The organism is Streptomyces albiaxialis, assembly GCF_039530985.1.
GTDB lineage: Bacteria > Actinomycetota > Actinomycetes > Streptomycetales > Streptomycetaceae > Streptomyces > Streptomyces albiaxialis.
The window spans coordinates 23883-37330 of record NZ_BAAAPE010000009.1; the positions used below are offsets into that span (position 1 = coordinate 23883).

Annotated in this window: 12 protein-coding genes; 5 read left to right on the forward strand and 7 right to left on the reverse strand. The window is 74.6% G+C overall.

Translation table 11 applies throughout. The features are described from left to right. Window positions 1-112: 112 nt before the first annotated feature. Window positions 113-730, reverse strand: a complete 618-nt coding sequence (locus ABD343_RS18135; RefSeq protein WP_344529384.1) for a TetR/AcrR family transcriptional regulator — start codon at window positions 728-730, stop codon at window positions 113-115. Between the two features lie 400 nt (window positions 731-1130). After that, on the reverse strand, window positions 1131-2102 hold the full coding sequence (locus ABD343_RS18140) for a helix-turn-helix transcriptional regulator (RefSeq protein WP_344529386.1): 972 nt from the start codon (window positions 2100-2102) through the stop codon (window positions 1131-1133). A 55-nt stretch (window positions 2103-2157) separates the two neighbouring features. Between ABD343_RS18140 and ABD343_RS18145 the strand changes: the two genes are divergently transcribed. Further along, on the forward strand, window positions 2158-3366 hold the full coding sequence (locus ABD343_RS18145) for an epoxide hydrolase family protein (RefSeq protein WP_344529388.1): 1209 nt from the start codon (window positions 2158-2160) through the stop codon (window positions 3364-3366). Here ABD343_RS18145 and ABD343_RS18150 read toward each other — a convergent pair. From ABD343_RS18150 to ABD343_RS18170, 5 genes are all read right to left on the reverse strand, one after another. After that, window positions 3339-4142, reverse strand: a complete 804-nt coding sequence (locus ABD343_RS18150; protein ID WP_344529390.1) for an SAM-dependent methyltransferase — start codon at window positions 4140-4142, stop codon at window positions 3339-3341. The two genes, ABD343_RS18145 and ABD343_RS18150, sit on opposite strands and share 28 nt — an antisense overlap. A 75-nt stretch (window positions 4143-4217) precedes the next feature. Then, the gene (locus tag ABD343_RS18155) at window positions 4218-4985 is read right to left on the reverse strand and encodes a class I SAM-dependent methyltransferase (RefSeq protein ID WP_344529392.1); all 768 of its coding nucleotides are present in this window, start codon (window positions 4983-4985) and stop codon (window positions 4218-4220) included. A 43-nt stretch (window positions 4986-5028) separates the two neighbouring features. Continuing rightward, on the reverse strand, window positions 5029-6240 hold the full coding sequence (locus ABD343_RS18160; RefSeq protein WP_344529394.1) for an aminotransferase class V-fold PLP-dependent enzyme: 1212 nt from the start codon (window positions 6238-6240) through the stop codon (window positions 5029-5031). A gap of 5 nt (window positions 6241-6245) precedes the next feature. Further along, window positions 6246-7580, reverse strand: coding sequence for a pyridoxal-phosphate dependent enzyme (locus ABD343_RS18165; RefSeq protein ID WP_344529396.1), 1335 nt, complete (start codon window positions 7578-7580; stop codon window positions 6246-6248). Between the two features lies 1 nt (window position 7581). Further along, the gene (locus ABD343_RS18170) at window positions 7582-9162 is read right to left on the reverse strand and encodes a type III PLP-dependent enzyme domain-containing protein (RefSeq protein ID WP_344529398.1); all 1581 of its coding nucleotides are present in this window, start codon (window positions 9160-9162) and stop codon (window positions 7582-7584) included. 182 nt (window positions 9163-9344) lie between these two features. Here ABD343_RS18170 and ABD343_RS18175 point away from each other — a divergent pair, with 182 nt between their 5' ends. The 4 genes from ABD343_RS18175 (at window position 9345) to mdlC (ending at window position 13443) form a co-directional block, all read left to right on the forward strand. Next, window positions 9345-9932: a chorismate mutase gene (locus ABD343_RS18175; RefSeq protein ID WP_344529400.1), complete on the forward strand. Its 588-nt coding sequence runs from the start codon at window positions 9345-9347 to the stop codon at window positions 9930-9932. Between the two features lie 297 nt (window positions 9933-10229). Further along, window positions 10230-11183, forward strand: a complete 954-nt coding sequence (locus ABD343_RS18180) for an ABC transporter substrate-binding protein (protein WP_344529402.1) — start codon at window positions 10230-10232, stop codon at window positions 11181-11183. 270 nt (window positions 11184-11453) lie between these two features. Next, window positions 11454-11822, forward strand: a complete 369-nt coding sequence (locus ABD343_RS18185) for a hypothetical protein (protein ID WP_344529404.1) — start codon at window positions 11454-11456, stop codon at window positions 11820-11822. Next, window positions 11803-13443: a benzoylformate decarboxylase gene (gene mdlC / locus ABD343_RS18190; protein ID WP_344529406.1), complete on the forward strand. Its 1641-nt coding sequence runs from the start codon at window positions 11803-11805 to the stop codon at window positions 13441-13443. The genes ABD343_RS18185 and mdlC overlap by 20 nt, the downstream gene beginning before the upstream one ends. Window positions 13444-13448 lie beyond the last annotated feature (5 nt).

Consider the following 13448-nt stretch of genomic DNA (forward strand, 5'->3'; position numbering starts at 1 on the left):
GCTCCGCTCTTCCGTACCGGCGTCGGGGCCGCTCGTCACGGCCCAACAACCCTAACGGCAAGCGGTGTTGCGTGAGCTGCCGCGACGGTCCGCCGGGATCTTCCCGGGCGGTTCAGCCCCCGGCGCCGTAGCACCGCAGGAAGGTGTCGACCGTGTCGCGGACGTACTCGGGGGCGATCTCCTGGTCGCCGAGGAGGCGGCGGAAGAAGAGGGGGCCCACGAGCTGGTCGACGGCCGGGCCGATGTCGAGGGCGGCGGGGAGGTCGCCGCGCTCCTTCGCGTCGGCCAGGACGCGGCGGAATCCGGCCGTGCCCGCCCGGTACATCGCGTGCTTGAGGTCGGTGAACGAGGGGTCCACGCCCGAGCGTTCGATGAATGTGCGCATCGCGCGCTCGCTCGCGGACTGGTGCAGCAGCTCCCGGGTGCCCTGGAGCAGGGCGAGCAGGTCGGCGCGCAGTTCGCCCGTGGGCTCGGGCTGGGCCGTGTCGAGCAGCTCGGCGATGGCGTCCTTGAGCATCGCGGCGGTGTCGGGCCAGTGCCGGTAGAGCGTGGTGCGCCCGATGCCGCTACGGGCGGCGACGGCCACGTGCGTCACGCCGGGCAGCCCCTGCTCGACCAGCAGTTCGCGGGCAGCGGCCAGCGCGGCGGCGCGGCTGCGCACGGCACGCGGGTCGGGCCCCCGGACAGCCTCGGCTCCGTGGCTGTGCGCGCGTTCGACTGGGGCTGGCATCGGGCTCCATCTCGACGTTCCGGATCGGCGGCCAGTCTGCCACGGCATCTATGGAACAGCTTGCACCGGACACGCCTTACGGTGCACTCTGTTCCAAATCTTCGGGGCAACATGTTCCGGAGAGCGTCTCCGTGTGCGTTCGAAGGGCACGCCCATGACCACGAACAGCAGACTCGATCTGACGATGATGTACGCGGCGCACGACGCGTTCCGCCGCGATCTCGGCCGGATGGCCGCCACCGGTTCGGCCGCCGGACTCCGGCCGCTCTGGCGCGCGTGCTGGGCTCCGCGCTGTCGATGTTCCTCTTCTCCGGGTTCGAGGCGCCGCTGAACGCCTCGGTGTTCAGCGCCTGCGCCGCCGCACTGCTGCTCGCGCTGGCGCCCCCGGGCACATACATCCTCACGCTCGACCACCGGCTGGGCCGAGCGCGCCGAGGCAGCGGGCGGCCTGGGCCCGGAGCGCGGCGGCCAGTTCGGGCGGACCGTCCCGCAGCGTGAAGTCCGCGTCCACCGAGGTGATCATCCATACGAGGTCGGAGAGGTCGTCCGAGCCGACGTGGAGCAGGCACGAGCGCTCGTCGAGCGCCTCGACCACGCCCGTGCCGGGCCACAGCCGCGCGGCGACGGACTCCACGGGCTCGTGCAGGACGGCCGTCGCCCGGTGCGGCCAGGCGCGCGAGGAGAGCCGGTGGGCCAGATAGGTCGCGGCGTCGCCGTGGGGCAGGGGGCGCGGGGTGAAGCGCGGGCCGGTGGGCGTACGGGGCGCGAGGCGGTCCACACGGTACGTCCGCCAGTCCTCGCGGCCCAGGTCCCAGGCGATCAGGTACCAGTGGCGGTCGAAGCTGACCACGCTGTGCGGCTCCGCCTCGCGCCGTGACGTGCCGCTCCGGGGGTTCTCGTAGTCGAAGCGGAGCCGCTCCCGGCGGCGGCACGCCTCGGCGAGCGCCATCAGCGTCGCGGGGTCGATCGCGGGGCCGCGCGCCGCGACGTGGACGGTGGCCGCCTGAAGGGTGGTGACGCGGTGCCGCAGCCGGGGTGGCAGCACCTGTTCGAGCTTGGTGAGGGCGCGCAGCGCGGTCTCCTCGATGCCCGCGACCGAGCTGCCCGCCGTCGTCCGCAGCCCTACGGCGACGGCCACCGCCTCGTCGTCGTCCAGGATCAGCGGCGGCAGCGCGGCACCGGCGCCCAGCCGGTATCCGGCGCTGCCCCGGGCCGCGCGCACGGGGTATCCCAGCTCGCGCAGGCGGTCCACGTCGCGGCGCACCGTGCGGGTGGTGACGCCGAGCCGTGCGGCCAGGTCGGTGCCGGAGCGGTCCTCGCCGCTCTGGAGCAGGGACAGCAGCTTCAGCAGGCGCGCGGCGGGGGTCGTCATCGAACTCCTTCGCTTAGGACCGGAACTGTCCTACGTGGAGTCTACCGTCGGCGCCATGCACACCACACCGCAGGGCGTGGAGCCCTTCCGCATCGCCGTTCCGCAGGCCGAGCTGGACGATCTGACCGCGCGGCTGGCCCGTACGCGCTGGCCCGACGAGCTGCCGGGCGTCGGCTGGAGCCGGGGCGTGCCGCTGTCCTATCTGCGCGAGCTGGCCGCGTACTGGGGCGACGGCTTCGACTGGCGGGCGCGCGAGGCCGAGCTGAACGCCCTTCCGCAGTTCACGACCGAGATCGACGGGCAGCGGCTGCACTTCGCGCACATCCGCTCGCCCGAGCCGGACGCGACGCCGCTGATGCTGCTGCACGGCTGGCCGGGGACGTTCGCCGACTTCCTCGACGTCGTCGGCCCGCTGAGCGACCCGGCGGCACACGGCGGCGACCCCGCCGACGCCTTCCACCTGGTCGTCCCCTCCCTCCCCGGCTTCGGCTTCTCCACCCCGCTGGCGGGCCCCGGCACGGGCCCCGCGCGGATGGGGGAGCTGATGGCCGCCCTGATGCGGCGGCTCGGCTACGAGCGCTACGGCGTCCAGGGCTACGACACCGGCACCTGGGTCGGCCCGGAGATCGCCAAGCTGGCGCCGGACGCCGTGACGGGCGTCCATCTCAACGGGGCGATCAGCTTCCCGACGGGCGCCGAGGGCGAGTTCGACGGGCTGAGCGACGCGGACCGGCGGCGCTGGGAGCGGATGGAGAACTTCAACGACGGCTATCTGCAGTGCAATTCGAAGCGCCCGCAGACCGTCGCGTACGCACTGACCGACTCCCCCGCCGGGCAGCTCGCCTGGATCGTGGAGAAGTTCAAGGAGCTGACCCACCCCGAGGAGGGCCTGCCCGAGGAGAGCGTCTCCCGCGACCGTATCCTCACCACCGTCGCGCTCTACTGGCTGACGGGCACGGCGGGATCGGCCGCGCAGGTCTACTACGAGGCGCTCGCCGCGGTGGAGGCGGACTGGTCCTGGTCGGACCCGGCGGAACACGGCGCCCCGCCGCCCGCGCCCGCCGTGCCGACCGCGCTGCTGCTCTCCGCGCACGACGTGACCGTACGGCCGTGGGCCGAGCGCGATCACCATGTCGTGCGCTGGACCGAACTCGACGCGGGCGGCCACTTCCTGGCCATGGAGGCGCCCGGCGCGCTGGTGGACGACGTGCGCGCCTTCTTCCGCGAACTCCGGGGTCAGGGCTTGCGGGCCACTCCGCAGTAGCCGTCGAGAGGTTCGGGCGGGCCCCACGGCGAGGGCTCGGGGCGCCAGTGGGGGAAGGAGACCACGCCGGGGTCGAGCAGGTCGAGGCCGGTGAAGAGGCGGGCGATCTCCTCGGGGGTGCGGGTGCGCATCCTGGGCTCGCCGTGCTCGTTCCAGAGGCGGATGTTCGCGGAGATGCCCGCCGGGTCGACCACGGCCGTGGCGTGCGAGAGGACGAGGTGGCTGCCGGAGGGCACGGCGTCCATGAGCCGTCCGACGATCTCCCGGGCCTCCTCGTCGTCGAGCAGGAAGTGCACGATGCCGAGCAGCGTCACGGCCACGGGGCGGGTGAGGTCGAGGGTCCGCGCGGCCCCTTCCAGGATCGTGGCGGGCTCGCGCAGGTCCGCGTCGAGGTAGTCGGTGGCGCCCTCGGGGGTGCTGGAGAGCAGCGCGCGGGCGTGGGCGAGGACGAGGGGGTCGTTGTCGACGTAGACGATCCGCGCGTCGGGCGCGGCACGCTGGGCGACCTCGTGGGTGTTGTCCACCGTGGGCAGGCCGGTGCCGATGTCGAGGAACTGGCGCACGCCCGCCTCATCTGCCAGGTGCCGCACCGCGCGCGCGAGGAAGGCACGGTCGGCGCGGGCGATCCGCACGATGGCCGGGAAGGCCCGTGCGATCTCCTCGCCGACCTGGCTGTCGACGTCGTAGTGGTCCTTCCCGCCGAGCCAGTAGTTCCAGATCCGCGCCGAGTGGGCCACGTCCGTGTCGATACCGGCGTCGGCTCCGCGCTGCTCCATGGTCAACTCCCGCTGCTGTCGGCGTCGTCGGACGGGGCCGTACGGGTCACGGGGCCAACCTATGCCGACGGGCGCTCAGCGGACCGCGACGAGCACGTAGTCGTCGCCGAACTGCCAGACGGGCGCCACATCGGCGAACCCCGCCTCGCGGAGCAGCGCGGTGTGCGCGTCCGGGCCGAGCCCGTTGTGGCGGAGGCCCGGCGTGCGCGCCGGGGCGGGGGCGGGGAGGAGCGCGGCGAGTTCCGGGTCCTCGGCGGCGGCGCGCCACCACGTGTCCCAGTCCTCGCGGCCGGCCGGCCCCTGGCGCGCGGCGCGGCGGCGGCCGACCTCCCGCGCGAGGCGCGCGACGGGCCCGGCGCCGTCGCCGTTCGCCGCGTCGTTCCCGTCGCTGTTGACGAGCACGCCGCCGGGGCGCAGCACGTCGGCGAGGCCCTCGTACGTACGCCGCAGTGCCGCGGCGTCGAGGCAGTGCAGGGCCGTGGTGGAGACGGCGGCGTCGAGCGGGCCGTCGAGGTCGAGTTGGCGGAGCCAGCCGTCGGCGCCGATCTCCGCGTGCACGAAGCGGGCGGCGTCCGCGTGGTGGGTGCGGCCGAGTTCGAGGAGCAGCGCGTCGACGTCGGCGGCGGTGACGGCGGCGTGCGGGAGGCGGCGGGCGAGCCGGGCGGCGAGCGAGCCGGGGCCGCAGCCGAGGTCGGCGACGCGCGGGCGCCGTACGTGCGCGGTCGCCTGCTCGACCACGTCGGCGATCACGGTGAACCGTTCCTCGCGGTCGAGCGCGTACCGCTCCTGCTGCGCCTCCCAGCGGCGCACCCACCGCTCGGCGGTGGCCATGCTCAGTCCCATGCGGGGGACGATACAAGTGGAAACGGTTCCCATTCGCGTCGGCTCACTCCAATGAGGCCAGCGCGTGGAGGAGCCGGGTGATCTCCTCCGGGGAGTTGTAGACGTGGAGGCTCACCCGGACCGAGCGCTGCCGCTCGTCCCTGCCGCCCTGGCAGAGGCTGTCGGAGCGCACCATGAAGCCCTCGTGGTAGAGGACGAAGCCCAGGTCACCGGAGTCGACACGGCGGTGCCGGAAGGTGACGATGCCCTGCCGCCGGGCCACCGGGGAGTCCGCCGCGAGGCTGCGCCCGCAGCCCAGCACCTCGTACGACGGCAGGTGGCGCAGCCCGTCGGTCAACTGGGCGGCCAGCGCGCGGGTCCAGCGTCCGATACGGGCGGTGCCCGCGGCGTCCAGCCAGTCGAGCGCGGCGAGCAGCGCGACGGCCCCGGTGGTGTTGGGGCTGCCGTCCCAGCCGCCGGGCTCGAAGGCGGGCCCGCGCGCGTTGCGGGCCCACACGGCGCCGGACCCGGGCAGCGCGAGGGTCTTGTGCCCGGAGAACACGGCGAAGTCCACGTCGAGTTCGGCCATCGACACGGGCATGTGGCCGACGCTCTGCGCCGCGTCCAGGCAGATCAGCACGCCGGGCCCGACGGCGCGGCGGACGCGGTGGACGTGCATGTCGGCGCCGTAGACGTGGTGGACGTGGGTGACGGCGACGAGCCGGGTGCGCGGCGTGACCGTTCTGGCCAGCTCCGCCGTGTCGTAGTCGCCGGAGGACTCCTGCACGGGCAGGGCGCGGACCCGGACGCGGACGCCCTGCCGTGCCATCAGGTCGCGGACCTCCAGCCAGGGGTGGAGGTTGGCCCGGTGGTCGGTGAAGGGGACGACGATCTCGTCGCCGTCGGCGAGCTGCGGCGCGAGCCAGTCGCGGGCGACGGCCCGCAGCCCCTCGGTCGTGCCGCCGGTGAGGTGCACGCCGGAGCGGTCCGGGTCGGGGTCGTGCAGGAACTCCTTGATCCGGCGCCGGGTCTCCTCGACCAGCGCGGTGGTCCGGTTGGCCCAGGGGTAGGTGCCGCGCCCGGCGTTGGCGTTGCTGGTGGTCAGGTACTCCCGTACGGCGTCGAGGACCGCCTCGGGCTTCTGGCTGGTGGCCGCGCTGTCGAGGTACGCCGGTTCGGGGTGGGCGGCGAGGATGGGGAACTGGACGCGCAGTTCCTCGTGCCAGGCGCGCAGCTCCTCCAGGACGCGTGCGGCGGGGGCCTGCTGAGTCGTCACGGGCGTCAGTCCCTCACCAGCGGGGCGCCCGCGTCGCGCCAGGCGATGATCCCGCCGCGCAGGCTGCGCACCTCGGGGTGGCCGCGCCGGGCGAGCAGCGCCGCGTAGATCCCGGACCGCTCCCCCACCGGGCAGGCCAGCAGCACGGGGCGGCTTCTGCTGAACGGCATGCCGTCCCGGACGAGTTCGTCGAACAGCTCCTCGACGATGTTGACCGAGCCGTCGATGTGCAGCGCCGCGTACGCGAAGGGGCTGCGGAGGTCCACGACGAGCGGGCGGTCCCGGGCGAGCCAGTCGCGCGCGTCCTCGACGCCGATCTCGGTCGCGGAGGCCTCGGCGGGGCCGATGTCGGCGGGGACGTGCTGCCGGGCGGCACCGCCGAGGAGTTCGGGGCGGCGCTCGCGGACGTAGCCGAGGTAGCTCTCGATGCGGTCGCAGACGATGAAGACGGCCGTGGCGCGCTCCTCCCGCCCGGGCTGCCCGGCCAGTTCCTCGTCGAGCGGGCGCAGATGGCGCACGGCTCCCGTGTACGCGGCGCCGCCGGTGGGGCCCGCGAGCACGCCGCAGCGGCGCGCGAGGGTCAGCATCCCGTCGAGCGCCTCGTCGGAGGTGACCGGGGCGATCGTGTCGTACGCGGCCGGGTCGAAGAGGCCGACCTCCTGGACCTCGTCGAGGGTACGGATGCCGGGCACGAAGTCGGCCTTGTGCGCGACGAGGCCGACGACGCCCACCCCGGGGTCGTGGTCGCGCAGCACGCGCGCGACGCCCGAGGAGGACCCGGCGGTGCCCACGCAGGCGATGAACCAGTCGGGGGCCCGCCCGTCGAGGTCCTTGAGGATCTCGGGGCCCGTGCCGTCCGCGTGGGCGCGGGTGTTGCGCTCGTTGAAGTACTGGTCGGTGTAGAGGTAGCTGCCGTCCGGCTCGGTGAGGGCCTGGTGGAAGAGGGTCATCGGGTCGTCGGTCTGGGTCGGGTCCAGGCACTCGGTGCGGCCGGGCAGCTCCTCGATCTCGGCGCCGAGCAGCAGGAGCAGGTCCTTGTGCTCGGGAATGCGCATCCGGTTGGTGACGGTCTTGAACGGCACCCCGTGCAGGCCCGCGAGCGCCGCGAGGGCCTTGGCCGTGTTGCCGCTGGACAGCTCGACGACGGTGCGGCCCTCCTCGCGCGCGGCGTCGAGTCCGGGCCGGACCATGTTCCAGGCGGCCCGGTCCTTGACGGAGCCGAAGGGGTTGAGCATCTCCAGCTTCGCGTAGAGGTCGATGTGGCGCAGGCCGTGCACGTCCGGGTCGATACGCAGGAGAGGGGTGTTGCCGATGGCGTCGGTGATGCGCTCGCACCTCATGTCAGTCCTCCCGTTCCGCGATCGGCCAGTACTCCTCGTCCAGGGTCCAGCGCCATGCCTCTCCGTCCTGTGGATGTCCGTCCTGCGGATGTCCGTCCTGCGGATGTCCGTCCGCGGCCTCTTCGGGCTCCTGCCATACGGCGACCTTGCGGGCGACGGGCTGCTGCTGGGCCTCGTCGGCGCTGAAGTCCATGCAGTAGCCCGCGGTGTTGGCGAAGGCCAGCAGGTCGCCGGGGCGCGGCGGGCGGGGCAGGAACACCTTCCGCCGCGTGATCAGGTCCGCCTCCAGGCAGAGGTTCCCGGCCAGATGGACGCCGACGGGGCCGCCCTCGTGCCCGCGTCCGCGCGGGACGAGGACCGGATCGACGTGCACGCCGTGCTCCTCCAGGCCGATGTCGTCGGCGTTGGCCTCCAGCCGTACGAGGGGCTCGCCGTCCTCCGTGCGGCGCACCTCCAGGACGCGGGCCAGCGTCGCCCCGCACTGGTCGGCCAGCGCCCTGCCCGGCTCCGTGCACAGGTCGTAGAGGTTCTCCAGGAGCAGCGAGGCCAGCGGGCGGCCCAGGGTGGGCGCGGGGTGGGCGAGCAGCGCGTCGAGATAGCGCTCGGCGGCGACCGGGCGGTGCGCGGGGTAGAGGGCGAGGGCGCCGCGCAGGGTCCCGCCCTCGTTGCGCAGCCCGTAGCCGTGGCGGCGCCAGGTCAGCGGCTCCCGGCGGCCGAGCACGGCCTGCGTCAGCTCCGTCGTCCAGCGCTCCCACTGGGCGGCGTGCGCGAGGTAGTTGACGCCGAAGCCACCGCCGATGTCGATGACGCGGGGGGTCAGGCCGCGCCCCCGGCACTCGTTCAGGGCGAGCACACAGCCTTCGAGGGCGAGGGCCTTCTCGGCGAGGCTGGTGGTGTCCAGGTGGTAGCCGACGCCGGTCAGCTCGACGGCGTCGGCGTGCCGTTCGACGGTCTTGAGGAGGGGGTCCAGCTCCGCGACGGGCGTGCCGAACCTGCTGCGGCGGCTGAGCTGCCGGACGCCGCCCCCGGCGGCTCCCGCCGTGCCGGACGCGGCGGGGGTGACGGGAGAGGCGGGCGCCGGGGAGAACGCCGAGAGCCGCAGCACGATCCGTACGCGCGGCAGCCCGTACCGGCGGACGAGCCCGGCGAGCGCGTCGAGTTCGGCGGCGCCGTCGATGTGCACGGTGGTGCCGCTGCGGGCCGCGAGCCACAGGAACGCGGGGTTCTTCGGGCCCGTCGCCAGGACCCGGCCGGGGGCGAAGCCCGCGCCGAGCGCGTGCTGGGCCTCGGCGGCCGAGGCGACGTCGATGCCCGCGTCGGTCGCCGCGAGCCGCCGTACGAGGGCGCGGGAGCGGCTGGCCTTGTGGGCGAAGTACACCTGTCCGCCCAGCCGGTGGCGGCGGTGGACGGCACGGAAGCGCGCGAGGTTGTCGGCGATCTGTTCCGGCAGCACGAGGTTGAGCGGGGACCCGAGTCCTCGGACGAGTCCGTGCAGGAAGGGGCCGGACCGCAGCAGCGAGGCGAGGCGCGACGCCAGCATCGGTTCCAGGTACAGCGGCTCCGTGTGCGGGGGAACACCCATACGGAATGTCTCCCCCGCAGCGCTCCGATGCCCACCTCACCGGCCGCCTCACCGGTCGGGATCCGGCCAGCGCCCGGTCCGCGCGTCGCTCGTCGGGGTGAGCGGGGGCCGCCCGCGCGGAGGACGAGGCGCACGCGGGGCAGGCATGGCACGACGACCGCCGTCCGACGAGAGGATCTCCCTTGCCCCGCGCCCGCCTTGCCCGTTTCCGTACGGGCGGAGCACTGCTCGCCGCCGCGCTCCTGGCCCTCCCCGCACCGGCCCAGGCGCTGGGGTCCGCCCCGCCCGACGTGCGGCAGTCCCTCGCCCCGCTCGCCGACCTGTCCGCACGGCGCGTCGGGCTGGCGGACCAGGTCGCCGCCGCCAAGTGGTTCACCGGCAAGCCGGTCGACGACCCCGGGCGGGAGCGGCGGCTGCTGGCCGACGTCGCACGCCGCTCGCCCGCACGGGGCCTCGACCCGGCCCGTACGACCGCCGTGTTCCGCGACCAGATCGAGGCCAACAAGCTGGTGCAGCGCGCGCTCCACGCGCGGTGGCGCGCGCACCCGGCCGAACGGCCGCGCCGCGCGCCGGACCTGGGCGCCGAGGTCCGGCCCGCCCTCGACCGGATCACCACCGACCTGCTCGACGAACTCCGCCGCACCCGCGCCGTCCGCGCGGAAAGGGCCTGCCCCTTCCGGCTCCGCGCCGCAGTCGTCCGCGAGCGGCACCAGGACGGCCTGCACCGTACGGGGACGGAGCGGGCCCTGCGCTCGGTGTGCGAGGTCTAGCCCGGACTGAGCAGGGGCTGCCCCGTGCGGTACGTCGCAGGCTGCGGGCGCGTCGTGGCTCGTCGCGCAGTTCCCCGCGCCCCTGACGGGGCGCTTCCTGACGGGGTGCTCCGGGAAGTGCCCTTAAGGGGCGCGGGGAACTGCGCGGGCAACCACCGCCGATCCGCAGCCTGCAAGGCACAGCACGGGGCAGCCCCTGCCCAGCGCACCCGCGGAGCGGTGGCGTATGGTGCGTGATGGACATGTCACGTATGGTGACGGCTCATGAGGATCCAACTGAGCGTTGTATCAGCTAAGTTGGCCACCATCATCACGGTCTCCGCACTCCTGCTGACCGGGTGCGCAGACGGCTCCGGCGACGGCGGGGGCGGCGGTGACGGGCCGGAGAAGACGACCCTCACCGTCGCGGGGCTGCCGCTCGCCGACGTGGCGGGGCTGCATCTCGCCATCGAGCGGAAGTTCTTCGAGAGAGAGGGGCTGACCGTCCGCGTCCGGCCCGTCCAGCAGAGCGTGCAGGCGCTGCCCGCGCTCGCCAAGGGCCAGGTGGACATCATCGGCGGCGCCGACTACGTCAAATTCCTCCAGGCCCGCGAGAAGGGCACGCTCAAGACCCCCTACCTCGCGGAGGGCGCGCGCAACGCGCCGCACATGATGGACGTGCTCGTCCCCCCGGAGTCCGACATCAGGACGGCGCGGGACCTCAAGGACAAGCGCGTCGCCGTGAACATCCTCAACAACATCCAGTCGCTCACCCTCAACGGCATCCTGCGCCAGGAGGGCGCCGGGCGGCCCGACTACCGGCAGGTGCCCTTCCCGCAGATGGCCACGGTGCTGGAGCGCGGCCAGGTGGACGCGGTGCACATCGCGGAGCCGTTCCGCACCGCGCTCAAGCGGAAGCTGAAGGCCCGTACGGTCGTGGACGGGGACGCGTCGCCCGCGGACGGGATTCCGCTCAGCGGCTACGCGACCACCGAGCAGTTCGCCGAGAAGAACCCGAAGACGGCCGCCGCGTTCGTCCGCGCCCTGCGCAAGGGCCAGGCCGTCGCGGCGGAGGACCGGGAGGCGGTCGCGAAGGTGCTGCCCTCCTACACAGAGATCGAGCCCGACGAGGCCGCCGCCCTCAAGCTGCCCGCGTACCCGGAGACGGCCAGCGCCTCCCCTCTCGACCGGCTCATAAGGGAGATGCGCGAGCAGGGCCTCCTCAAGAAGAAGCTCGCCGCCGGCGACGTGCTCCACGAGCCGGGGAAGTGAAGCCCAGGGACGCGCTGCTGGGCACCGTGGGAGTGGCCGGGGCCCTCGCCGCGCTGGAGACCGCGAGCCGTACGGGACTGGTGCGGCGCGACTTCCTGCCGCCCGCCTCCGAGGTGCTGGCGCGCGCCGCGGAACTCGCCGGGGACGCGGCGTTCCTGGACGGGGTCGTGTGGGCCGGGGTGCTCGGGCTGGTGATCAACGGGGTGCTGGTCGCCGCCGAGCGGCGGCTCTTCCCCTGGGCCCCGGCCACCGTACGGAGACGGAGGGGGCATGAGGTCCCATCTGCCGCTCCGGGTGGGCGTGCCCGTGGCCGCCGTGGCGCTCTGGCAGGCCGCCGCGCTGCTGCGCGACAGCGTCTGCTTCCCGCCCCCGGCGCGGATCCTCGGGCACGCGCACCGGCTCTGGTTCGACGGCCCGGCCTCGCGGCTGTTCCTCACGGACGACGCGGTGGCCAATCTGCCGCCCAGCGTCGGCCGGGTGCTCGCCGGGTTCGGCACGGCCGCCGTCTGCGGGATCGTGCCGGGGCTGCTCCTGGGCGCGCTCGGGCATCTGCTCAACAGCCTGCTGCTGGCCGTCGAACGGCTCGTCGATCCGTTCGCCCACCGAGGAGGTGACGCGGATGGCACCCACCGTCCGTGAGTCCGTGAGGGAATTCTGCCGGGCCGCCGGGATGACCATCGTCTTCGGCAACCCCGGCTCGACCGAGGTCCGCATGTTCCGCGACTGGCCCGAGGACTTCCGCTACGTCCTCGGGCTCCAGGAGTCCACCGCCGTCGCCATGGCCGCCGGCCACGCGCTCGGCACCGGCCGCGCCGCGCTGGTGAGCCTGCACTCGGCGGTGGGCGTCGGGCACGCGCTGGGCTCGGTGTTCAACGCCTTCCGGGACCGGGTGCCGCTCGTCCTCGTCGCGGGCCAGCAGTCCCGGTCGCTGCTGCCGACGAGGCCGTTCCTCGGCGCCGACGACCCGGCCCGCTTCCCCGAGCCGTACGTGAAGTACACACGGCAGCCCGAGCGCGCCGCCGACGTGCCCGCCGCGTTCGCCGAGGCCCACCGGCTGGCCATGGCCCACCCCCGGGGCCCGGTCTTCCTCTCCGTCCCCGAGGACGACTGGGACCGCCCCGCGCGGCCCGTCGCCCCGCGCACCGTGCACAGCGGCCACACCGCCGACCCCGAGGCGCTCGCCGAACTCGCCCGCGCCCTCGACGCGTCGGCGCGCCCCGCCCTCGTCGTCGGGCCCGGCGTCGACGACGAGGGCGCGTACCACGAGGTGGCCGAGCTGGCCGAACGTACCCGGGCCGCCGTCTGGATCAGCCCGCTCTCCGGACGCTCGGGCTTCGACGAACGCCACCCGCTCTTCCAGGGCTTCCTCCCGCCCGTCCCCGACCGGCTCTCCGGCACGCTCGCCCCGTACGACCTCGTACTGGCCCTCGGCGCCCCGCTGTTCACGTACCACCTGGCGAGCGGCGACCCGGACGCGCCGCCGCTGCCCGAGGGCACCGCGCTCCACCACCTCGACTGCGACCCCGCCCAGGCCGCCTGGCTGCCGGTGGGCACCAGCCTCGTCACCACGCTGCGCCCGGCCGTACGGGCGCTCAACGGACAGGTCCGCAAGGCCGACAGGGCCGCGCCGCCGCCCCGGCCCGCGCCCCCGGCCGCGCGGGCGGGCGACACGGCCTCCGCCGAACTCCTGCTGGACCTGCTGCGCGAGCGGCTGCCCGACGGCGCCGTGCTCGTCGAGGAGGCGCCCAGCCACCGCGAGATCCTGCACGCCCGGCTGCCGCTCAGCGGCCCGGGCCGGTTCCTCACCACCGGCAGCGGCGGCCTGGGCTGGGGCCTGCCCCTGGCCATAGGACGGGCCCTCGCGGAACGGGACGCGCCGCCCGGCCCCGAGGGCGCCGCCCGCGTGGTCTGCCTGCTCGGCGACGGCTCGGCGCTCTACGCGGTGCAGGCCCTGTGGACCGCCGTGCGCCACCGCGCCCCGGTGACGTTCGTGCTGCTCGACAACGGCGGCTACAGCGCGGTCCGCGGGCTCGGCGCCCGTATCGGCGTCCCCGAGGTACCGGGGACCGCGATCGGCGGCATCGACTTCGCCGCGCTCGCCGCCTCGTTCGGCTGCCCCGGCCGCAGCGTCGAACGGGCCGTGGAACTGCCCGGGGCGCTCGACCGGGCGCTCGGACTCGGCCCGGACGAGGGCCCCGCGCTGCTCCACGTCCCGGTCCTCGCCGACGACACCCCGCCCTACGGCACGGGCGGCGAGTGACGCGC

Coding starts and splice junctions, on each gene's coding strand:
- ABD343_RS18135 (WP_344529384.1), bottom strand. CDS start 730: ATGCCAGCCCCAGTCGAACGCGCGCACAGCCACGGAGCCGAGGCTGTC.
- ABD343_RS18140 (WP_344529386.1), bottom strand. CDS start 2,102: ATGACGACCCCCGCCGCGCGCCTGCTGAAGCTGCTGTCCCTGCTCCAG.
- ABD343_RS18145 (WP_344529388.1), top strand. CDS start 2,158: ATGCACACCACACCGCAGGGCGTGGAGCCCTTCCGCATCGCCGTTCCG.
- ABD343_RS18150 (WP_344529390.1), bottom strand. CDS start 4,142: ATGGAGCAGCGCGGAGCCGACGCCGGTATCGACACGGACGTGGCCCAC.
- ABD343_RS18155 (WP_344529392.1), bottom strand. CDS start 4,985: ATGGGACTGAGCATGGCCACCGCCGAGCGGTGGGTGCGCCGCTGGGAG.
- ABD343_RS18165 (WP_344529396.1), bottom strand. CDS start 7,580: ATGAGGTGCGAGCGCATCACCGACGCCATCGGCAACACCCCTCTCCTG.
- ABD343_RS18170 (WP_344529398.1), bottom strand. CDS start 9,162: ATGGGTGTTCCCCCGCACACGGAGCCGCTGTACCTGGAACCGATGCTG.
- ABD343_RS18185 (WP_344529404.1), top strand. CDS start 11,454: ATGAGGTCCCATCTGCCGCTCCGGGTGGGCGTGCCCGTGGCCGCCGTG.
- mdlC (WP_344529406.1), top strand. CDS start 11,803: ATGGCACCCACCGTCCGTGAGTCCGTGAGGGAATTCTGCCGGGCCGCC.